Origin of the sequence: Halapricum desulfuricans, assembly GCF_017094525.1 — an archaeon.
GTDB lineage: Archaea > Halobacteriota > Halobacteria > Halobacteriales > Haloarculaceae > Halapricum > Halapricum desulfuricans.
Genome location: NZ_CP064788.1, coordinates 1,681,883 through 1,702,412 on the forward strand (window position 1 = coordinate 1,681,883; position 20,530 = coordinate 1,702,412).

18 protein-coding genes are annotated in these 20,530 nt (G+C 63.0%); 12 read left to right on the forward strand and 6 right to left on the reverse strand.

Going from position 1 to position 20,530, the window contains the following annotated elements; all coding sequences use genetic code 11:
* Positions 1 to 6: 6 nt before the first annotated feature.
* From HSR122_RS08690 to HSR122_RS08710, 5 genes are read left to right on the forward strand one after another with little or no spacing between them, the layout of a single operon-like run.
* Positions 7 to 243: a 4Fe-4S ferredoxin N-terminal domain-containing protein gene (locus HSR122_RS08690; RefSeq protein WP_229109249.1), complete on the forward strand. Its 237-nt coding sequence runs from the start codon at positions 7 to 9 to the stop codon at positions 241 to 243.
* Entirely contained in the window at positions 240 to 2,597 is a 2,358-nt protein-coding gene (locus tag HSR122_RS08695) for a molybdopterin-containing oxidoreductase family protein (RefSeq protein ID WP_229109250.1), read from the forward strand. Before HSR122_RS08690 ends, HSR122_RS08695 begins: the two co-directional genes overlap by 4 nt.
* Positions 2,597 to 3,226, forward strand: a complete 630-nt coding sequence (locus tag HSR122_RS08700) for a 4Fe-4S dicluster domain-containing protein (protein WP_229109252.1) — start codon at positions 2,597 to 2,599, stop codon at positions 3,224 to 3,226. The genes HSR122_RS08695 and HSR122_RS08700 overlap by 1 nt, the downstream gene beginning before the upstream one ends.
* On the forward strand, positions 3,223 to 4,317 hold the full coding sequence (gene nrfD / locus HSR122_RS08705) for an NrfD/PsrC family molybdoenzyme membrane anchor subunit (RefSeq protein ID WP_229109254.1): 1,095 nt from the start codon (positions 3,223 to 3,225) through the stop codon (positions 4,315 to 4,317). The genes HSR122_RS08700 and nrfD overlap by 4 nt, the downstream gene beginning before the upstream one ends.
* Positions 4,318 to 4,327: 10 nt before the next feature.
* Positions 4,328 to 5,008 carry a TorD/DmsD family molecular chaperone gene (locus HSR122_RS08710; RefSeq protein WP_229109256.1) on the forward strand — a complete coding sequence of 227 codons (681 nt, stop codon included), beginning with the start codon at positions 4,328 to 4,330 and terminating at the stop codon, positions 5,006 to 5,008.
* 22 nt (positions 5,009 to 5,030) lie between these two features.
* On the opposite strand, the gene HSR122_RS08715 is transcribed toward HSR122_RS08710, so the two are convergent.
* Positions 5,031 to 5,243 (reverse strand): hypothetical protein, encoded by a 213-nt coding sequence (locus HSR122_RS08715; RefSeq protein ID WP_229112231.1) that lies wholly within the window; start codon positions 5,241 to 5,243, stop codon positions 5,031 to 5,033.
* Positions 5,244 to 5,344: 101 nt separating this feature from the next.
* Complete coding sequence (locus HSR122_RS08720) at positions 5,345 to 5,983, reverse strand: HAD family hydrolase (RefSeq protein WP_229109260.1); 639 nt, start codon at positions 5,981 to 5,983, stop codon at positions 5,345 to 5,347.
* A gap of 83 nt (positions 5,984 to 6,066) precedes the next feature.
* Here HSR122_RS08720 and HSR122_RS08725 point away from each other — a divergent pair, with 83 nt between their 5' ends.
* A complete protein-coding gene (locus tag HSR122_RS08725; protein WP_229109268.1) occupies positions 6,067 to 6,834 on the forward strand; it encodes a competence/damage-inducible protein A in 768 nt (255 codons plus the stop codon).
* Between the two features lie 674 nt (positions 6,835 to 7,508).
* On the opposite strand, the gene HSR122_RS08730 is transcribed toward HSR122_RS08725, so the two are convergent.
* Positions 7,509 to 7,652 carry a hypothetical protein gene (locus tag HSR122_RS08730; RefSeq protein WP_229109272.1) on the reverse strand — a complete coding sequence of 48 codons (144 nt, stop codon included), beginning with the start codon at positions 7,650 to 7,652 and terminating at the stop codon, positions 7,509 to 7,511.
* A 39-nt stretch (positions 7,653 to 7,691) separates the two neighbouring features.
* Between HSR122_RS08730 and HSR122_RS08735 the strand changes: the two genes are divergently transcribed.
* Entirely contained in the window at positions 7,692 to 9,038 is a 1,347-nt protein-coding gene (locus tag HSR122_RS08735; protein WP_229109276.1) for an RNA-guided endonuclease InsQ/TnpB family protein, read from the forward strand.
* A gap of 100 nt (positions 9,039 to 9,138) precedes the next feature.
* Here the strand turns inward: HSR122_RS08735 and HSR122_RS08740 are convergent, their stop codons facing one another.
* The gene (locus tag HSR122_RS08740) at positions 9,139 to 10,899 is read right to left on the reverse strand and encodes a glycoside hydrolase family 13 protein (protein ID WP_229109277.1); all 1,761 of its coding nucleotides are present in this window, start codon (positions 10,897 to 10,899) and stop codon (positions 9,139 to 9,141) included.
* A 225-nt stretch (positions 10,900 to 11,124) separates the two neighbouring features.
* Here HSR122_RS08740 and HSR122_RS08745 point away from each other — a divergent pair, with 225 nt between their 5' ends.
* Together HSR122_RS08745 and HSR122_RS08750 are read left to right on the forward strand one after the other, a co-directional pair.
* Positions 11,125 to 12,117 carry an aldo/keto reductase gene (locus HSR122_RS08745; protein WP_229109279.1) on the forward strand — a complete coding sequence of 331 codons (993 nt, stop codon included), beginning with the start codon at positions 11,125 to 11,127 and terminating at the stop codon, positions 12,115 to 12,117.
* A 75-nt stretch (positions 12,118 to 12,192) separates the two neighbouring features.
* On the forward strand, positions 12,193 to 12,603 hold the full coding sequence (locus HSR122_RS08750; protein WP_229109281.1) for a DUF1648 domain-containing protein: 411 nt from the start codon (positions 12,193 to 12,195) through the stop codon (positions 12,601 to 12,603).
* A gap of 29 nt (positions 12,604 to 12,632) precedes the next feature.
* On the opposite strand, the gene HSR122_RS08755 is transcribed toward HSR122_RS08750, so the two are convergent.
* Both HSR122_RS08755 and HSR122_RS08760 read right to left on the reverse strand, forming a co-directional pair.
* Entirely contained in the window at positions 12,633 to 13,607 is a 975-nt protein-coding gene (locus HSR122_RS08755) for a DUF368 domain-containing protein (RefSeq protein WP_229109284.1), read from the reverse strand.
* A 2-nt stretch (positions 13,608 to 13,609) separates the two neighbouring features.
* Positions 13,610 to 16,738, reverse strand: a complete 3,129-nt coding sequence (locus tag HSR122_RS08760; protein ID WP_229109288.1) for an oligosaccharyl transferase, archaeosortase A system-associated — start codon at positions 16,736 to 16,738, stop codon at positions 13,610 to 13,612.
* A 158-nt stretch (positions 16,739 to 16,896) separates the two neighbouring features.
* Here HSR122_RS08760 and HSR122_RS08765 point away from each other — a divergent pair, with 158 nt between their 5' ends.
* The 3 genes from HSR122_RS08765 to HSR122_RS08775 all read left to right on the forward strand — a co-directional run bounded on the left by HSR122_RS08765 (position 16,897) and on the right by HSR122_RS08775 (position 20,489).
* A complete protein-coding gene (locus HSR122_RS08765) occupies positions 16,897 to 17,637 on the forward strand; it encodes an NRDE family protein (protein WP_229109290.1) in 741 nt (246 codons plus the stop codon).
* Positions 17,638 to 17,690: 53 nt separating this feature from the next.
* On the forward strand, positions 17,691 to 18,041 hold the full coding sequence (locus tag HSR122_RS08770; protein ID WP_229109294.1) for a helix-turn-helix transcriptional regulator: 351 nt from the start codon (positions 17,691 to 17,693) through the stop codon (positions 18,039 to 18,041).
* A 135-nt stretch (positions 18,042 to 18,176) separates the two neighbouring features.
* Positions 18,177 to 20,489 (forward strand): vWA domain-containing protein, encoded by a 2,313-nt coding sequence (locus HSR122_RS08775; protein ID WP_229109296.1) that lies wholly within the window; start codon positions 18,177 to 18,179, stop codon positions 20,487 to 20,489.
* Positions 20,490 to 20,530 lie beyond the last annotated feature (41 nt).

Below are 20,530 nucleotides of genomic sequence, written 5' to 3' on the forward strand. Positions count from 1 at the left end.
ATTACCGTGACCGAACACACGACGGACGCGGACCACGAGTCGCCTCCCGACGCGATACCGGACACCGATCTGGCTGCCGACGAGTTCGATCAAGAGCTCGGCGAGCAGTTGGGCAGAGACGCCCAACGGTACGCGGAGGGCGAGATGAGCGAAGACGAGTTCTACGAGAAGTACCACGACGCGCTGATCGAGGAGTTCGGCGAGGACAACCGACCGGTCGCCAGGGGGAGGGACGAGTCGTGAGCGAACGCGATTCGGAGGGCGGACTGACACGACGCTCACTGTTGAAAACCGCGGCCGCGGGAGCCGTCGCCAGCACCGCCGGCTGTGGGTCGATCCTTTCAACTTCGTCTTCGTCGTCGCTGACGCGCGGTACGGAGACGGCGTACGGCAACTGCTGGCAGTGTCACAAGGCCTGCGGCATGGAGGTGACGCTCAACGAGGCGGGCGAAGCGACGGAGCTCCACGGCATCGACGGCCATCCGCGCGGCAGCGCCGGCGAGGGAACGAAAGGGACCCTCTGTCCGAAAGGCCTCTCCCAACTGGAGAAGGCCTACTCGCCCGAGCGGATCAAGCAGCCCCACGTCCGCAAGGACGGCGAACTACAGAAGGTCGACTGGGACGAGGCGATCTCCTATACGGCCGACCGCCTGGAGGATTTCGCCGACGAGTACGGGCCCGAATCGCTGATCGAGTTCCACGGCTGGGGGACCTCCGGGGTCTTCAGCACGCTGTTCCGGAATCTCTATGGCTGCCCCAACCACGTTCCGCACCCGACGCCGACCTGTTTCGGCTCGATGGCGGTGACGGGCACGCTGATGGGTCTCGGCGGCGGAAACATCCGCTGGATCGACTACCCCAACACCGAGTACATCTTGGTGTGGGGTCGAGACCCCCTGGAGAGTTTCGCCGGCCAGTGGGAGGCCAAACAACTCCTCAAAGCTCGCGAGCGCGGCGCGAAGATCGTCACGATCGATCCGGTCTACACCGAGACCGCAAAGAAATCTGACGTGTGGCTCCCGATCGAACCCCGGACCGACGGCGCGCTGGCGCTGGCGATGGCCAACGTCATCATCGAGGAGGGGCTGTACGACGAGGAGTTTGTTGAAGAGTACACGCACGGCTTCGAGACCTACAAGGAGGCTGTCGCCGACAAGACCCCCGAGTGGGCCGCAGAGAAGACCGGTCTGGCCGAACACGACGGACTGGGCGCAGAGACGATCCGCGAGATCGCTATCGGATTCGCCGAGGCCGCTCCCGCGGCAGGAATCACTTCCTGGACCGGACTCGGTCAGAGCGCCGACCACCAGAAGGGCGCACAGAACGTGGTCGCGCTGACGGCGCTGGTCGGCAACATCGACCGACCCGGCGGGCAGCGCTGGCACACCAGCCCGCCCCTGTCGGACCCCTTCGAGGTCGGCTGTGAGGAAGAACTCCCGAACAACGCCGCGGACAACCCGTGCTATCTCACGGACAAAGAATCGGGCTACGCCTCGATGACCGGTAAGCCGGTCCAGAACCGCGTTCCCGAGATGGTGGACAACGGCGACGTTCGGGGGATGGTCTACTACTACCGGAATCCGGTCACCGACGGGGCCGCCCAAGAGTGGCTCGGCACCGACGAGCGGGAGGGCGCCCTCGAGAAGATGGACCTGGTCGTCGGGATCGACGCCTTCTGGAGCGAGACCGCCCGCAAGGCCGACGTGGTCCTGCCCGAAGCCTCACAGCTCGAAAAGCCCATGTTCGAATCCGGCGGGTACGGCGCGTACAACGAACATCCGTGGATCACCGGATCGAAGGCCGCGATCGAGCCCCAGTGGAACAGCAAGCCCGGCTTCGAGATCGTCAGCGAACTCGGCCGTGAGATGGGCTACGAGGAGTATTTCCCCTGGGAGGACAAGACGGAATTCATCAACGACCAGCTCGAGGCGGTCGATCTCACGCTCGAGGAACTGGAACAGGAGCACGATACCTACTACGTGTTCGACGACGAGCAGCACCGCAACCCCTACGAGAAGTGGAAAGGCGGCGGCTTCGCGCAAGGGGCCGAGGAGTTCTGGTTCGACCTCGACAAGAAGCTCGAGGGGATGTACGGCAAACTCAGCGAGCAAGTCGGTGCCGAGATCACGACCGGCCCGCAGTGGGTCGAACCCGGAACGATCGGCGACGAGCTGACCGAGGAGTATCCCCTGGAGATGCTCGACACCCGGACTGTGGAGTTCTCACATGGCGGCGATCAGGCGCTGTCGCTCCCCCTCGAGCAACTCGCCGAGTCGTACGGCCTCGAACACGAGGACTACCGCGGCAACTACCTGGTGATCCATCCGGACCAAGCGGGCGAGCGCGACATCGAGCACGGCGACATGGTGACGATCGCCTCCGAACACGGCGAGGCCGAACTGATGGCGGCCGTGACGGAGGGGATCCATCCGGGTGCGGTCAGCGTCGAACCGTACGGCTTCGGTCGGGGGTCGATCCAGCCAGACGGCGACGGTGCGAACAACATGCTACTCAACAGTCCAGAACAGATCGATCCGGTATCGGGCGAGATAGACAGGCACATCGCGGTCGAGGTTTCCCCCGGAGGTGACGACTGATGGGCGAACAGTGGGGTTTTTATTTCGACCCCGACAGCTGTATGGGCTGTAACGCCTGTTCGATCGCCTGCAAGAACCGCCACGACACCGACGCCGGCCACGTCGACTGGCGGCGCGTCGAGACGGTCTCGGAGGGTGCGTTCCCCGACTACGAGGAGACGAACATCTCCCTGTCGTGTATGCACTGCGAGGACGCCCCCTGCGAGGAGGTCTGTCCGACCGGTGCGATCGAGAAACGCGAGAGCGACGGGATCGTCACGATCGACCAGGACAAGTGTATCGGCTGTGGCTACTGCGGCTGGGCCTGTCCGTACGGCGCGCCACAGTACGGCGACGACGGCCTGATGCAGAAGTGTAACCTCTGTCTGGACAAGGGGCCGGGCAGCGGAGCCGACGCGCCTTCGAAGAACGAACAGCAGGCCAACGGCGAGGCGCTCGAACCGGCCTGTGTCGACGAATGTGTCGGCGACGCGCTCGACGCTGGCCCGGTCGGGGAGCTGCTCGACAGGGCCTCGCAGGAGGCCGCCGAGCGCTTCGAACAGAACCGGACGAACGTGATCATCGATTCGACCGGCGAGAACAGTGTGACAGGGATGCAAGGCGTCCGACAGGCGACTGAGGACTCATGAGCGATATCGCAACCGGATCCGATCTCCTGTGGATCGCGCGAGGCCACTGGGAAATCTTCATCGCCACCTACCTGTTTCTGGGTGGGCTGAGCGGCGGCGCGTACCTCACCTCCGTCGTCTCCTCGGAGGTGTTCCGGCCGCGTGCCCGGGGCCCCGACGAGATTTTCGCCTGCGAGGAGACCTCACGATGGGGTGCTATCGTCGGAGTCCTCGCCATCGCCGTCGGCGGCGTGGCGCTGCTGTCGCACCTCGGCGCGCCGCTGCGCGCGCTCACGTTCCCGGTGCTGTTCACCAACTTCGGCTCGTGGCTGGTCATCGGGACGTGGTTTATCGTGCTGTTCGCACTGTTCGTCACGATCGAGGCCTTCTGGTTGCTGTTCGGCGAGGAACACGCCGGCTCCGAGGGCCTGAGCTACGTCCCGCGCTGGATCGTCGCCTGGATCGACGACGTGCTCCCGCTTCCCGAGGGATGGAGCATCGTCGCCGCGCTCGACTGGCTCGCGGACCGCCTCCGACCGACCGAACGCGCTCGACGCGTCGTTCACGCCGTCGGGAGCGTCGCCGCTGTCGGCGTCATCGTCTACACCGCGCTGCTGTTGACCGACGTCTCGGTGGTCCCGCTGTGGGACCGACAGTACCTGCCGATCGTCTTCCTCATGAGCGGTCCCTCGACGGGCATCTCCGCGGCGCTGCTCGGGACCGTCGCCAGCGGCGGCGGCCTCAGCCGGACGAACCACCTGTTCTGTCTGGCCGACGACGCTCTCATCGCCGTCGAGACGGTGACGCTGGTCGGACTGCTGGTCGCCCTCTCGTCAGGCAGTCCGGCGGGCGAGCAGAGCTACGACCTCCTGGTGAACGGGGCGTACTTCCCGCACTTCGCCGTCGGCGTCCTCGCGCTCGGACTCGTCGTCCCGTTTGGGCTCTCGATGACGATGACCGGGCTGGTCCGGTTCACCGACATCGAACACCGGTGGGGAGCCGCGTTCACCGGCGGATTCGCTCTGAAGTACGTCCTCGTGCTCGCCGGCGGGTTCCTGCTCCGGTACACGCTCCTCTTCGGCGCGGTCAAACAGCCGCTGGGGGTGCCGTGACGTGGCGTCGATGTCTTCCCCCAGCGACGATCCCGGCTCCCCGTCTGTGTCCGTCTTCGAGCAGTCGGCGGCCTGGCGGGACCTGCACGTCCTTCTGGCGACCGGGCTTCGTCACCCCGACGAGCAGTTCAGAGCGGCTCTCGAGACTGGCGAGTTCGAAGCGGAACTGCGGTCACTCGTGTCTGAGCTCGATGTCGGTCTCGCGATTTCGGTCGTGCCGCCGGTCGAGCGGAGCGACGGACTCACGACGGCGTACATCGATCTCTTCGAGGGCGGGCAACAGCCCTACGCCCCACCGGTAGAGTCCCCGTATCGACCCTGGTACGACAGGGACGAGGGCGGGCTGATGAACGGACCGTCGGCCGCCGAGATGCGCCAGCGCTACCGTGCGCTCGATGTGTCCGTCCCCGACGCGTACTCGCCGGATCACATCGCACTGCTGCTGGAGTACGGGAGCCTGCTGCTCGAAGCCGACGAGCGTGAGGCCTATCGATCGTTCGTTCGCACGCACTTCGAGTGGGTGCCGGCACTCAGGCGCGCGACGGACACGGCGGCCGCGAACGCGCCGGTCTACCGCTGGCTCGCCGTGCTGATCGACGAACTGTGTGTCGCTCTCCGGGACCGTCTGGACGTCCCGGATCCGACTGCGGAGGACGTTGATCGGATGGTCGCCCGGGCCGGCAACAGCTGACGGACGCCTCCGTCGCGAGGTTTCAGTTCGACCCGCCGAAGAGCGTCGTATGGATGAACGGCGCGGTTTCGACGACGTGACGCGACTCTCGGCGGCCGTCGAGACGCTCCGTGAGGCGGCGACGCCGCTGGATCGGACGGAGCAACTCGGGCTGTCGGCGGCCGAGCGGCGCGTCCTTGCGACGCCCGTCGGCGAGGATGTCGAAGCGGAACAGCGGTTGTTCGAGCCGGGCCACCGGCTACGGCCCTCGGATCTGGGGCTGCTGAAGGCGACCGGCCTCCGCGAGGTCGACGTGCCCGTCGGGCTGGTGACCGACGAACAGGGCCAGCGACTTGTCTACACTGTTGAGAAGAGGCCATCGAGTCGTTCGATGCGGTGGTCCGCGAGGACGCAGTGTCCGCGCTCGACGGGGTCGAACCGCTCGACGTGGGCGGCGTCGAGGCCGGCGTTCCAGGCCGCACCGACGTCAGATGGGCTGTCGCCGACGAGGATCGTTTCCCCGTCGCCGGAGACGCCGAGATCGTCGAGCGCCCGGTAGACCGGGTTCGGGTCGGGTTTCCAGCCGACGTCGTCGCCGCAGCAGACGACGGTGTCGAACCGGTCTGCGATGTCGAGGCGCTCGAGCACGGCCTCAGTCAGCGGCGGCTGGCTGTGAGTGACGACGCCGACCGGCCCCTCGAGATCGGCGAGCAGTCGCTCGGCGTCGTCGTAGAGGTAGGTCGCTTCGGCGCGACGGACGGGGTCTTCGATCTCGTGAAAGAGTTCCCAGAACGGTTCGGGGTCAATCCCCCACTGACGCAGTTGCGCGTTTCGCGAGCCGCCGAACCCGTGCCAGAGCGTCGTCACTTCGGCATCGGAGAACGCTCTGCCGAGGCGGTCGCCGATCTCGTCGAAGACCCGTCGTGGATGGGCGGGATCGACATCGACCAGCGTCCCATCGAGGTCGAACAGCCACGCGTCGTAGGCGCTCGCCATCGGATCGGCTGATAGGCGGCCGTCGAGTAAGAGCGTTGCGCCGGGACGAAACTCTGAGGCCGATCGAGCCCTCACGCAAGGTAATGAACGTCGCAGTGCTGACCGTGGGCGACGAACTCCTCTCCGGGGACACCGACAACGCCAACGGCACGTGGCTCGCGAACGAGGTGACCGACCGCGGGGCCGACGTCCGGCGGATCCTCGCGCTACCGGACGATCGAGCGACGATCGCTGATGTCGTCGATCAGTACAGCGATGCCTTCGATGCCGTGATCGTCACCGGCGGGATCGGCGGCACGCCCGACGACGTGACAGTCGAGGCCGTCGCCGACGCGTTCGACCGCGGACTCGTCGTCAGCGAACAGGCGCGCGCCCGGATCGAACAGCGCCTCTCGGAGATCGGCGAGTCCGTCCCGCAGCTGGAGATCGACGTCGATGCGGAGGCGTCGATCCCGGACGGGGCCGAACCGCTCGTCAATCCGGCGGGGCTCGCGCCCGGCTGTCGGCTGGCGAACGTCTACGTGCTGCCGGGGATCCCCGGCGAGATGAAAGCCATGTTCGAGACGGTCGCCGAGGACTTCGCGGGCGACCTCAACTCGCGGTTCCTCTATACGGTCGAACCGGAGGCCAACATCGTCTCCGAACTGCGTGCCGTCCGCGAGCGCTTCGGCGTCCGCGTCGGGTGCTATCCCGACCGGGAAGCGCGACACAACCGCCTCAAACTGACCGGGAGCGACGACCAGTCGCTCGACGCGGCGACCGAGTGGCTGCTCGGGGCGATCGACGCCAGCGAGACGCCCGTCGAACGGGAGTGGGACTCCGACGAAGAGCCGGCCGGCGGCCCCGAGTGATCCGTCTCCCGCAGTGACCTCCGACTAGACCTCTCAGTTTGCGAGAGAGTACCGAATTCGTTCAGAATGATTTATTATCATAGACACAGTACATTCACATCCCGTTAGAAAACGGGGACACACCGGACGACGCATCTCGGAACTCCCGACAGGGACAAAGGGATGCGTTTGGGGCACAACCAAGCGTCCCGTAACAGGGATCCGAGGTCGCGCCCTGAAGGAGAACCGAAGCAGTCCACAACTGATCCGGCCGGCCGGATCAGCGCGAAGGCCAACTACCGGACGCCACGTAAGTGGCATTCGGGAACCCGACACGCTGGCAAACGCTGGTGAAAGCCCAGATAAAGTCCGCGAGGACAAGGCCGATGGAAGCTCGGCTACAGCCGGCACGTGTGTCGGCACAGCCGAACGGACCGTGGAAAACGGCTCCTGTCCGGGTCCAAACCGTGCTAACGGGATTTTCACGCTTTCTTCGATGTCGGAGCAACTGCTCTCCAGTCATGTCGGAGCCATTGCGCCGTGAAATCCGTCCAGTCACCGAAACGGTCACTATCTTGATTCAGCGAGAGAATCCCGCCCTTCCCGTGAGTGACGAGCGTTCCGACGCTTAGTCGGAACCGAGGAGCGAACAGGGCGGGCGTGAATCGCGTACGCTCCGGTAAGAAACCACCACGTCACTGCTGGTCTTGAGTCTCCAACGCTTCCAGACCAGCTTCTAACACTTTTGCATAGGCTTCCGAGAGGTTCAGGTCGTTCGCTTCTGCGTAGTCTTTGATTCGTCCGTGGATTGCCCAGTCAATGTCGATGTTTGGCCTCATCGGTGGACTTATTAGATATTGGGACTAATTATACTTTGGATGAAGCGCACCAACACGTTCGCCGTGCGACCGCTCACCGACGACGGTGAGCAGGTCCTACGCGACCTGTTGGATGCGTCTGCCGCTCTCTGGAACGAGATTAACTACCAGCGCCTCATGCGCTACAACGACGAAGACGGCTTCGAGGGCGACGTTTGGGACGCCGACACTGGCGCTCTCGAAGGGAAATACAAAGCCGTTCTCGGCGCGTCCACCGCTCAAACTGTCCGACGAGCAAACACCGAAGCGTGGCGCGGGTTCTTCAAGAACAAGAAAGCGTATCACGACGAGTCGAACACGTCGGTCACGGAACACCCCGAACCGCCGGGCTTCCGTGGTAACGAGGACGACGGACGTGTTCTCAAAGGCGTCGTCCGTAAGGACGCATACACTGTCGAATGGGGCGACCGCTCTCGACTGGAGATGGTCGTCGGCAAACAACTCCGTGACAGGCACAACAGCCCGAAAAGTCGTCTCCGGCTCGAAATTGGTGGCGACCCGAACTGGCCCGACTACGAAGACCAAGGCCGACTAGAACTGTGGTACGACGAGACAGACAGCACCTTCCGAGCTTCGCAGCCCGTGACTGTTTCTGACGATGCACGGGCGACTCCACTGGCTTCCGAAACAGCCGCTCTGGATATTGGTGCGAACAATCTCGTTGCCTGTACCACCACGACCGGCGAGCAATACCTGTACGAAGGCCGGGAGTTGTTCGACCGCTTCCGTGAGACGACACGAGAAATCGCCCGGTTGCAGTCGAAACTCGAAGAAGGCAGGTACAGTAGCAAGCGTATCCGGCGGTTGTACCGGAAACGCACTCGTCGCCGCGACCACGCCCAAGAAGCACTGTGTCGTGACCTGCTGGAACGGCTGTACGCCGAGGGCGTGGACACGGTGTATATCGGTGGGTTGACCGACGTACTCGAAACGCACTGGTCGGTCAGGGTGAACGCAAAGACCCACAACTTCTGGGCGTTCAAGCAATTCACCGAGCGACTAGCGTGTACCGCTGAAGAATACGGCATCTCGGTCGAAGTCCGGTCGGAAGCGTGGACCAGCCAAGAGTGCCCGCAGTGTGGCGGCACAGACCGAACGACACGGCATCAGGATACACTCACCTGTCCGTGTGGGTTCGAGGGGCACGCCGACCTCACAGCTTCAGAAACGTTCCTGAAGCGGCAGACAGAACAGGCAGTCAGGCCGATGGCACGGCCCGTGCGGTTCGAGTGGGACAATCATCAATGGCGTTCAACCACAGACGCTTCTTCAAATCCCAAAGAACAGCGCACAGACCCGAGTACCGTCCACGTTGACGGGAATATTGCCTCCGGGGAATCGGCATAGCCGAGACTCCCACGTCGGAGAGGAAACCGCGCCGTCGTCGGGCTTCGCCCGACTGCTTGAGGGACGTAGTCCCTCTCTGTTTACGGCGCGGAGGATGTCATCAGCTGATCCGGTAGACCCGCGCCTCGTAGGGGCGCAGTTCGAATTCGGTGGGGTCGTCGCCGGCGTCGTCGTAGTTGCTGATCAGCAGTTTCGGGTCCTCGGCGTCGAGATTCGGCGGGAGCGTGAACGCTTCTTCGTAGGCAAAGACGTTGAGGACGACGAGCACGCCGCTGTCGCCGAGCGTCCGGAGATACGCGAAGATGTGAGGGTGGTCCTCGTACAGGGGGTGGAAGTCGCCGTAGACGATCGTGTCGTTGTCCTCGCGCAGATCGATCAATTCGCGGTAGTAGTGCCAGATCGAGTCCTCGTTCGCGCGGGCGTCTTCGACGTTGATCCGATCGTGGTTGGCATTGACCTTGATCCAGGGTTCGCCGTCGGTGAACCCGGCGTTTTCCTCGTCGGACCACTGGACCGGCGTCCGGGAATTGTCCCGGCTCCGGTGTTTGACGACGTGTTTGATGTCCTCGAAGCCGACGTCGTGGCGTTCCATCAGTTCTTCGGCCTGCTGGATCGCCTCGACGTCCCGCAGTTCGTCGAAGCTCTGCCACTCGACGTTGGTCATGCCGATCTCTTCGCCCTGATAGATGAACGGCGTCCCCTGCAGCGTGAACTGTAGCGTCGCCAGGAGTTTCGCCGAGGCGACCCGGAAGAAGCCGCTGTCGCCGAACCGCGAGACGGTCCGGGGGTGGTCGTGATTGCCGAGGTAGTTGGCGTTCCAGCCCTCGCCGTCGAGGCCGATCTGCCAGCGCGTCAGCACGTCCCGGAGTTCGTGCAGGTCCCAGTCGTTGAACTGCGTATCCGGATCGTTCAGGTCGTCGAGTTCGTCGAGTTCGACGTCGATGTCCTGAAGGTCCCACTTCCCGCCGGGTCGGTAGGGGATGTCGGCGTGTTCGAAGTGGACGATCATGTTCAGGCCGTCGCCGTCTTCCCCGCAGTACTGCTTGGCTTCCTCAACGCCACAGCCGGGCATCTCCGCGACGGTCATCATGTCGTAGTCGGCGAACACCTCGTCGTGCATCTCGGAGATGTACTCGTGGACGCGCGGCCCGTTGACGATGTGTTCCCAGCCGACCCAGCCGGGGTTGTCCTCGCCGTCCGGGAGCCCCTCGCGTTTGGAGATGAGGTTGACTACGTCGAGGCGGAACCCGTCGATGCCCTTCCCGAGCCACCAGTGGAGCATCTCGAAGAGGTCCGCCCGGACGTCCTCGTTGCGCCAGTTCAGGTCCGGCTGCTTCTCGTCGAAGACGTGCAGGTAGTACTGCTCGCGCTTCTCGTCGTACTTCCAGGCGTCGCCGCCGAAAATCGACGTCCAGTTGTTCGGGAGTTCGCCGCCCTCGCGACCGTCGCGCCAGTAATAGTAGTCGGCGTACTCGCTGTCGGGGTCTTTCGACTGGAGGAACCACTCGTGCTCGTCTGAGGTGTGGTTGAGCACCATGTCCATGATCAGTCGCATGTCGTGATCGTGGACGGTTTCCAGCAGTCGCTCCCAGTCGTCCATCGTCCCCATCTCGTCCATGATGGCCTGATAGTCACGGATGTCGTAGCCGTTGTCCGCGTTCGGGGAGTCATAGACCGGGCAGAGCCAGACCACGTCGACGCCCAACTCGTCGAGATACGGCACTTTTTCGATGACACCGGGGATGTCACCGATCCCGTCCCCGTTGCTATCGTTGAAGCTCCGCGGATAGATCTGGTAGACGACGGCCTCTTTCCACCACTCGCGATCGACTTCGTCTTCGCGCTGCGTGTCTGCGGCCATGGTGGTCTCTCACCCTGTAGTAAGTGAGTACAATTATATGTGTTGATCCGCCCGGGGAATTGCCGTGCGGGCCCCTGACGCGCCGTCGTGATCGAACGGTTCTGACTGCTGGCTGTAACGTTTCGGGACCAGCCTCTCGCTCGCTTCGGACGTGTCCCGCCAGCGCCCTTCGTTTCGAACGGGACCAGCCGGCACCTTTTTCTTCGGACTGTTCTACGTACGTCCATGCGCAAGCGCACACTCGGTTCGACAGGAATGGACCTGACGGAGATCGGGCTCGGAACGTGGAACGTCGGTCCGGTCTGGGGCGACGTGACCGACCGCGAGGTCAAAGAGTCGATCCACGCCGCGCTGGACGCGGGCGCGAACTTCGTCGACACGGCCGAGGTCTACGGCGACGGTCGCGCCGAGCGACTCATCGGCGACGTGCTCGACGCACGCGACGACGCCGACGCGATCCGCGTCGCGACCAAGGCCGCACCCGACGAGGACGAACGCCACTCCGAGGCCGGCCTCCGCGAGTCCGTCGAAGGTTCGCGGGACCGACTGGACATCGAGACGCTGGATTTGATCCAGCTACACTGCCCGGAAACGGCCGCCTTCTACGAGCCCGAGACGTTCGAGGTGCTCGAGGATCTCAAATCGGAGGGCGTGCTCAACCACGCCGGCGTCAGCGTCGAGAAGATCGAAGAGGCGAGCAAGGCGATCGAGTACGACGTCGTCGAGTCGGTCCAGATCATCTTCAACCCGCTTCGCCAGCGCCCCAGCGAACGCTTCTTCGAGCGCGCGGCGAACGAGAACGTGGGGATCATCGTCCGCGTCCCGCTCGCGTCGGGGCTGCTCGCGGACGCGTTCGACGACATCTCGGACCTCGACGAAGACGACCATCGCCGGATCGCCGCCGAGGACGGCGTCGAAGCCGGCGTCGGCCGAAAGGGCGGGGAGACCTTCGCCGGCGTCCCCTTCGAGGTCGGACTTGCGGCAGTCGATGATATGCGTCGGCTCGTCCCCGAGGGGGCGTCGATGGCGCAGTTCACGCTCCGGTGGATCCTCGATCACGACGCCGTGACGACCGTCATCCCGGGCTCAACCACAGCCGAGCACGTCCGGGAGAACATCGCCGCGGCCGACCTGGAACCGCTCAGCCACGAAACCCACGGCGCGGTCCGTGACGTCTACGAGAAGCGAGTCTACGAACACGTCCACCATCGGTGGTGAGAGGGGCGATCACCGTTCATTATGTTCGAGTGATATGACCAAGAGCTTTTGATTACCGGTCGCGTGTCGGCACCTATGGTCCTCCAGCGAAGCGATCTGATCGCAAGCGCGATGCTGGTCCTCGCGGCCCTCGCCGGTGTCGCTTTCTGGGACGCGCTGCCCGCCGAGATGGCGATCCACTTCGGCCCGGGCGGCGATCCCGATTCGTCCGTTTCCAGACCGGTCGGGGTAGTGCTCGCTCCGGCGATCGGCCTCGGTGCGATCGCGATTGCACGCGCCGCGATCCGCGCCGATCCGACGGCGGATCCACGCGTCGGCTCCGCGGCGATCTACTTCGTCGGCGGCGTCGTGAGCTACGTTCACGGGCTCGTGCTCGCGTACAATCTCGGGCATCAGTTCTCGATGACGGCCGCGCTCGTGCCGGTGTTCGTCGCAACGGCCGTCCTCGTCGCGTGGGCCGTCTACCGGGACCGGATCGCATCCTGACGGCGTGCGACCGGCGCGTCGTTCCTGGGCTAGTACGACAGGTCGTCGGTGTAGTGATCAAGCACGAGCACTGCCCCACCACCGGCGAGGACGGCAAGCGCGAGCGGCGAGACGGACGCGAGCGAAAACGTCTCGACGTTCGCTCGCATCTCGATGACCGGAAGCCGAAGCGCGCCGACCATGAGGCTGACAAGAAACGACAGCGTCGCCGCCCGGTAGTGGTTGAGCGCCCACCGGATCGCGTGAGCGACGGTGACGACGCCGATGACAGCGCCGCCGACGAACGTCACCACTGTCGTCGCCGGATCGAGCAGCGACGCGATCGACCGGTCGCCCAGCAGCACCGCGATCGCGCCGTCGACGAACGCGGTCAGCGTCCCGGTGAGATACTCGTACTGGCCGAGCAAGACCAGAAAGAACGCTCCGGAGACGCCGGGGAGAATCATCGCGACGATCGCGATCGCTCCGGAGACGAACACGATCGGCAGCGTGTGGATCCCGTCGGCCCCGGCCGTCACGCCGGAGACGAGAAACGCAAGCGCGAACCCCGCGACTGCAGCGACAATTCGGCCGGGCGTCGACAGCGACAGCTGGTCATAGAGGACGATCGCCGAGGCAGCGATCAACCCGAAGAAGAACGCGAACGTCGCGCCGGGGGCCTGCTGTAAGGCCCCGTAGACGACTCTGGACATCGCCACGACGGCCGTGACGATCCCGGTCCCGAGCACGACCAGAAACGGGACGTCCATCTCGACAAGTCGCTCGTACAGCCGCCGCCTCCCGGACGAACTGCCGAGACCACCCAGCAGGGCGAGCGCGTTCGGATCGAGGTTCGTGATCGCCGTGATGAGTCGCTCGTAGATGCCCGTGATGAACGCGATCGTCCCGCCGGAGACGCCCGGGATCGAATCGGCCATCCCCATTGCGATCCCCTTCAGATAGACCGACAGCCAGCTGTACAGGGGCGTGTCCCCGACGGCGTGGCGCTGGCTGTCGTCAATCACGCTTACCCCGCGACTCCGGCGGTCGCCACCTGTTCGAGACCGATCTCGGGGGCGAGGAGGCCCGACGCGGTCTCGTTGTCGGTTGTGTTGTTCGATCCGTCCGTCTCGTTTCCGTTCGTGGTATCCGTTTCGTTGCCGTTTGTGCCGTCGGACCCGTCAGTACCGTTACCGTTCGACTCGTCGGTTTCGTTGCCGTTCGTGCCGTCTGTCTCGTTGGTCGTCGGAAGCGTCGTCTTATCCAGCGTGACTTCGACCGGCTTGGAGTCCTCACCGATCACTTGTGCTTCCGTGACGTCCTCGGTGGTGTTGTACCGGATCCAGTCGGACCCGTTGTACTGAATCCCGGTCGAGAACGTGTACGACGACTCGGCACGGACGCTGACGTTCGTGTATCCGTTCTCCGGGCCCCACTCGTCGTACCCGGTCGTCGAGTACGGGAGCGTCATCGTGAACGTCCCGTCCGGCCCGGCCTCGGCGCTCTGGACGTACTCGAAGGTCTGGTTCGTCGTCGGGATCTCCATGTTCACGCTCGCGTAGACGGTCTGGTTCGACGCGCCGTCGATTTCTCCCTCGACTGTCGCTCCCGGAACGCGCTCGAAGGTCTTCGTCCACGAGGAGTAGCGCTCGGCGTATGCCTGTGGCTGCTGGACGCCGGTGAACGCGCGTCCGAGCGACGGCTGCATCGCTGCGATCGGGTTCTGACTGTCCTCGGTCGCGTGGACGAGCCGGTAGTGTTCCAGCGCGGGCACGTGCTCACTGGGGAACTTCCCGAGGCCGCCGATCTGCGCGTTGGGGTTGTCTTCGACATATTCCTGTGCGGCTTCGAGGCTCGGCTCGAAGCGCGTCGTGTTGCCTTCGCCCGGTGCCGGCACAGAGGGGATTCCCTCCCTGCTGTCCGTCTGGACGATCGGGACGGGACTCTGACTGCCCTGATACTGGGCGTAGGGCGGGAGCTGTCCGACGGCATTCCCCGGCACGTAATCCGGCCAGGCACCGCTCCCGTGGTATCGGTAGAGCCGGTTGACCATCGTCTCGTAGTAGTCCTGCTTGTGAACGGTGAGGTACGGGCGTGCCGGGACGATATCGCCGTCCTGGTTCTGTCTGAGCGTGGCGACCTGCTGGTAATAGTCGTCCGTCGAAACGCCGTCGACGAATGACGGCGGGGCGAAGAACTTCGTGCCGAACATCGGGTCCGACGCAGTCGCCATCTTCCAGTCGATCATGACGTAACGCGTGTCGCGGTTCTCCCCGTCGCTCATCGTGTCCTGTCGTTCCTCGTCGGCCCGACTTCCGTTCTGTGCGAGCAGGAACCGGGCCGCATCGGACGCCGACTGCTGGAACGGATTGGCGACCGGAATCCGCTCGGCCTCGCTTGTGATCCAGTGGCCGTAGTCCCACCACGAGAGGACGCCGTAGGACCCTTCCTCGTAGTCGTAATCGTCGGTCTTAGCGTACTCTCCCCAGTACTCGAGATCGTTGCCGGCGTCTTCGAAGTCACCGACGGCCGGGGTGTTCTCGCTCATCCACTCGAGGCCGCCGTCCCATTGCTGGACGCCACCCGGCCCGGAGTTGAATGTCGGATTCGACTGCGTGATGGGGTCTTGCCCGTACCCTCGGTTGTCCGTCGCCATGACCATCGGTGCCGTCACGAGCAACAGGACCGTGAACACCGCCATGACCTGGTAGGGGCTGACACCGATCGAAGCGCTGTCCGTGATCGTCGTGAGGTAGCTAAATCCGATGCTGATGGCGTATGCGGCCATCACCGCCACCGGAACGGCGAGGTAGTACCCGAAGCGGACCTGGGTGTACGCCATGGAGAAGATGACGGCAAGCCACAGCGAGACGAACAGCAGTTCCGACCGCCTGTTCGAGGCGATCACTTGTCGTGCAACCGCGAGAATCACACCGAGAGCAGCGATGACGTGCGCGAACCCGTACCAGTTGTAGAGAGTCGTTCCGGGGTCGCGCAGCGGCGTGACTTCGCCGATAGTGGCCGCCCCCCCGCTCGGCTGCTGACCGATGATCCCCCCGAACACACGGATAAGCTGATTGCTCATGTAACTGATTGTGCCCGGCGAAATGACGAACACGGCGAGGAGCACAGCGCCGAGGGCCCCGATGGCGCCGAGCGGATACGTCCAGACAGGCTCAGACCGCTTGTTCAAGACGCGACTCAGCCCTGCGAGGAACCCGCTCCAGACGACGCCTGCGATCGCGAGCCCCGGGTGCAGAAGTGAGAACGTGACGGCACCGATCTGGAACGAATTGATGGGGAGCAACATGAGCGCGCCAGTCACGGCGAATATGACGCCGCTGGCGAGCAACATTGGCTCCGGGGTCGTTCCCCGGAGGTGATCGACGATCGCCTGGATCGTGACGTATAGCCCGAAGGCCCCGACCAGTACGACACCCGGCGGCCACACCCACATGTACAGCGCCATCGCAACGCCGGCCAGCGCCGCGTACCCGACCGGCTCTCGAAGCCCGGCCACGTCACGGTCGACGATCAGTTCCCAGACCGGCTTCTCGCTGTCGGCGACCTGGAGAGCGACGACGATCGCCAGTGCCGCGAGCGCCTGGGTGAACGCCTCGGCGACCTGATGGTCGGAGAAGCCGACGAGACTTCGGCTGAGGAAGCCACCGGTCGAGAGGGCGACGATCAGTGCGGCGATGACGCCGCTGAACCGGTTCTTGCCGAGTCGCTTGCCGAGGAAATACGACACGACGACGATCGATGCGCCGATGACCGCCGGCGCGAACAGGAGCACCGTTCGAATCGTCGCTTGATCAGGGCTCCCGAGACCGACGATCAGCGCGACTGTCGCGATCACTTGGTCGAAAATCGTCCCGAACTGCGAGACGGACGTGCCGGTCGGGAAGTTCGTCCACACCTCGAAGGGCATCGTCTCCGGCCAGTTGCGAACCGTGTACTCGACCTGCCGGAGGTGATACCAGGCGTCGTTCCCGCTGAACATGACTTCCCCGTCGACGATGAAGTTCCCCCACGTCCGGGCCCGAACCCACAGCGCGAACACGAACAGTGCGAGAACGGACGGAACATGATACCACGTGCTAAACCACTCGACTGCCTCTTCGACCTCCTCTGACATCCCTTCGTCCTGACTCATGGATACACGACACTCCGGGGACTCATTAGCCGGTCAAACTGCCAACTCGCGCATAAGCCTTATGAAGTCACGTTAGCACTCAGCCGGTGAGTCATCGGAAAGCGAGTTCGTCGGAAGGTGTGGCCACCGTTTCATAGCGTGGAGTCCTACAGCGATCCATGTGCACGCTCGTGTTCGCCTGGCAGACGTTTCCCGACGCGCCGATCGTCGCGGCCGCCAACCGGGACGAGTCGCTGGATCGCCCTTCCAGCCCGCCAGAGACGTTCGGCTCGGAGCCGAGAGTTCTCGCGCCCCGGGATTCCGAGGCCGGCGGAACCTGGATCGGTGTCAACGACCGGGGCCTGTTCGTCGCGCTCACCAACCGCTGGACCGACGTCGAACTGAGAGGCGACCGTTCCCGGGGATTGCTCGTCCATGACGCGCTCGGTCGGGAAAGCGCCGAGGACGCCGTCCGCTACGTCGAACGGGAACTCGACGCGTGCGACTACGAGCCACTGAATCTCGTTGTCGCGGACCGGACCGCCGCGCTGTTCGTCGAGTACGATGGCAACGTGGCGGTCCGGAACTTTGATCCCGGCGTCCACGCCGTCGCCAACACGGGCGCTGACGGACGGTACACGATCCCCGAATACCGTAGCGAGCACGCCCGGGAACAGGCCGCAAACGTCGATCGCCTGCGGACGGATCTCCAGCCCGAACCCGGCGAGGAGAGTCAAGTGTGGCGACGGCGGGCACGGGAAGCGATCCGCGATCACGACTACGGGGTCTGCGTCCACGGCGATGGATTCGGCACACGCTCGTCGTCGCTGCTCACGATCGGCACTGACAGCGTTGAGTACCACTTCGCGGACGGCCCGCCTTGTGAGACGGAGTACCAGCGGGTCGAGGTCGACCTGTAGCCTCGAGCCGATCGAAAGCCACCTTTAAGCGAATCGGGGCGCGAAGATCATACATGAGCACGTCATCGGCCGAGGACGACCTCTCTGAGGACGAGCGACGCGGTCTTGAACTTATTCGCCAGTCAGGAGGGATTCATCAGAGCGATTTCTGGAAGGAACTGGATGTCAGCTCTCGAAAGGGCAGTCGGATCGTCGAGTCGCTCGACGAGGAAGACCTGATCGACCGCGAAGAGACCGTCTACAACGGCCACAACACCTATTATCTCACGCCGAAGGCGAGAGATCTGGACTTCTCGCTGCTGATGGCTGGAGACATGCTGTCACCGTTTATCGGTGACGAGGAAGTCAATCCACAGAGCGATGCCTTCACGCAGTGGATCATGAACCTGGCGTACGAGGAGTGAGGCGAATCTCGCTTCCAAACCTCGTTGTATAGTTTGATGTTATGTAGTGCGATAAACCAATCAAAATCTGCCTCAGGTGAATGCCTACTACCAGTACCAAAACACCTTTTTATGGTTAGTTAGATATACGAAACTATGAGCAGGCGGAAAAGAGGGTCAATGTGGGGAGACGAACGCGCGGTTTCGGAGCTTATCGGTGCCGTCATCATTGTTGGACTCGTGCTGACAGGGTCAGTACTCGTCGTTTACTTCGGGACGAACGTGATCGACGAGACGAGACAGGGCCAGAGCGACGAGTCAGCTGAAATCGGGATTCAGGAAATCGATTCGCGTTTGAGCACGCTGTCGACCTCCAGTGCGGCGACGACAACCAGTTTCGAGATAGGATCGAATATCGAAGGCGACGCCTATCTCGTCGAAAACGAGGGATACCTCAACCTGACAGTCAACACGCGCAGCACGTGTTCCGTGCAGGAGCCACTTGATTCTGTGCGCATCGAGCGCGATGACGGGCAAATCGTGGCCTACGAAGCCGGAGGGACGTGGATCAAAAGTCCCGACGGCGGTGCGATTTACAATACGGCCCCGGACGTGTCCTACAGGAACGGGACGGTCGACATCTCGCTGTTGAACCTCACTGGTCGCGTCAGCGAAGGCGCCAATCAAGCAGTCACGGATGTCAACACGTCTCGACGCGACAGCAAGAGCGCCGTCAATACGGTGTTGCAGGGCGAGTGTGTCCGCCCGGACAACGTAACGCTCCGCATTCAGAGTGATTTCTATCGAGGATGGGCGGACTATCTGGAGACCGAGACCGGACTTGAGCCGAACGCATCGCCGGCACCGGGTGACAGTTATCTGCGTGTCGACGACGCCACGCAGACGGTCACCGTCTATCTGAACCAGAGTTCGCTCCCGCGGCGGACGAACGACGAGATCAACAACGTCGTCAACGTGACTGGTTCGGACTACATGGATGAGGTGACGATCTCCGACAATGGAATCCTGATCGACAAGGGCGTCAACAACACGTACACTGTCTACAGCGAACCGATCTCTGAGCGGCCCGAGATCGGCACTGTCCGCAGGGTGACCCAGGCGGATAACGTGACTCGGCCGCCGCTCGACGTTGTTTTCGTCGTCGACGAGTCGGGGTCGATGGCTTGGAGCGCTGCAGACGACTCGAAGGCCAAATACGAAGCCGTTCGGGACGCAATGAGAGACTTCACAACGTATCTCGACAGCAATATGGATCGTGTAGGTCTCGTAGGGTACAATCAGTACCACACTGGTGACATTGTCGATGACGGGGGAGTATATTACTTTCTCGATGAAGAGTACCGAGAAATAAATGAGGGGTCAAACCGAGGAGCGATATATCGAACCAATCGTCGGATGCTAACGACAGACTTTGTCGAATTCAATCGTTCGACTGTCACTGAAACCGAGGCAGTCGGTGGTACGTACTCAGCAGGTGGGATGAAAAAAGCGTCGAGCCTTCTTAATCTCAGGAGTGACGAAAGCCGAAACCGGGTCGTGGTAATGCTCACCGATGGGAAGAACACCGGAAGTGATCAGTGGTATATCGGGGACGATACTTTCGACAGGAGCAACAGCGCGACGATTGAGCTCGCCAGACGAATGAACCGGACGGGGATGACTACCTACACTATCGGATTTGCCGATGACGAAAATAGCGTTAACAAAACCTTCCTGAGAAACACTGCCGACGCGGGCGGTGGTGAGTACTACTTCGCAACAGACAGTGAGGAACTTGAAGATGTCTTCTCTTCGATCGCCGAGCGCGTTTCGAGCACCAAACAGGTCGGCCACTACGGTGTGACCACGAATCTCTCCACTGACGATACTGTACATCCGCCACAGATTACTGGTGACATCAGCAGAATTGCAACTGCGACCGCGGATGGTAAGGAGTGGCTGAACGTCAACGATCCCACGGCACCGTCGACATTTAGCCACGCCTTCGCCGTCAGTGGCGGGGATATGGTCAAATTCACGGCCACCAAGTACAGCTGTGACAAGTGGGTCGGGACTGGACAGACGGAGGTCATTAACGGTTCATCTATCCCCGTCACGCGGTGTGCAGAGATGAACACAACCGACCCGACTGTTATCGACAGTGACAACGTTACCGTGTTCACGAACGACAACTCCACAGGTTTCAACGATGAGCTCAACAACACGAAGTCGGCCGAGTGGCAAACCAATCTCACCGAAGCGCTTGATGAGTACGGCGGCCTCTACGACGAGTCGTCCAAAGAACTGACTCTCAATAGCAACGAGGTGCTGGTACTGTACGACTTCCCGGACGAGAAACACACCGACAACCGGATGTTGCTGCTCTACAGCGTCGGTCTCTCCGAAGAGGAGGCACGCCCGACTGGCGTAATTGACATCGACATCGACAACGTCGAGATATCGAACTAATCGCGTAGACGATCTCAGATCGATCTCAAATCGATCGAGTC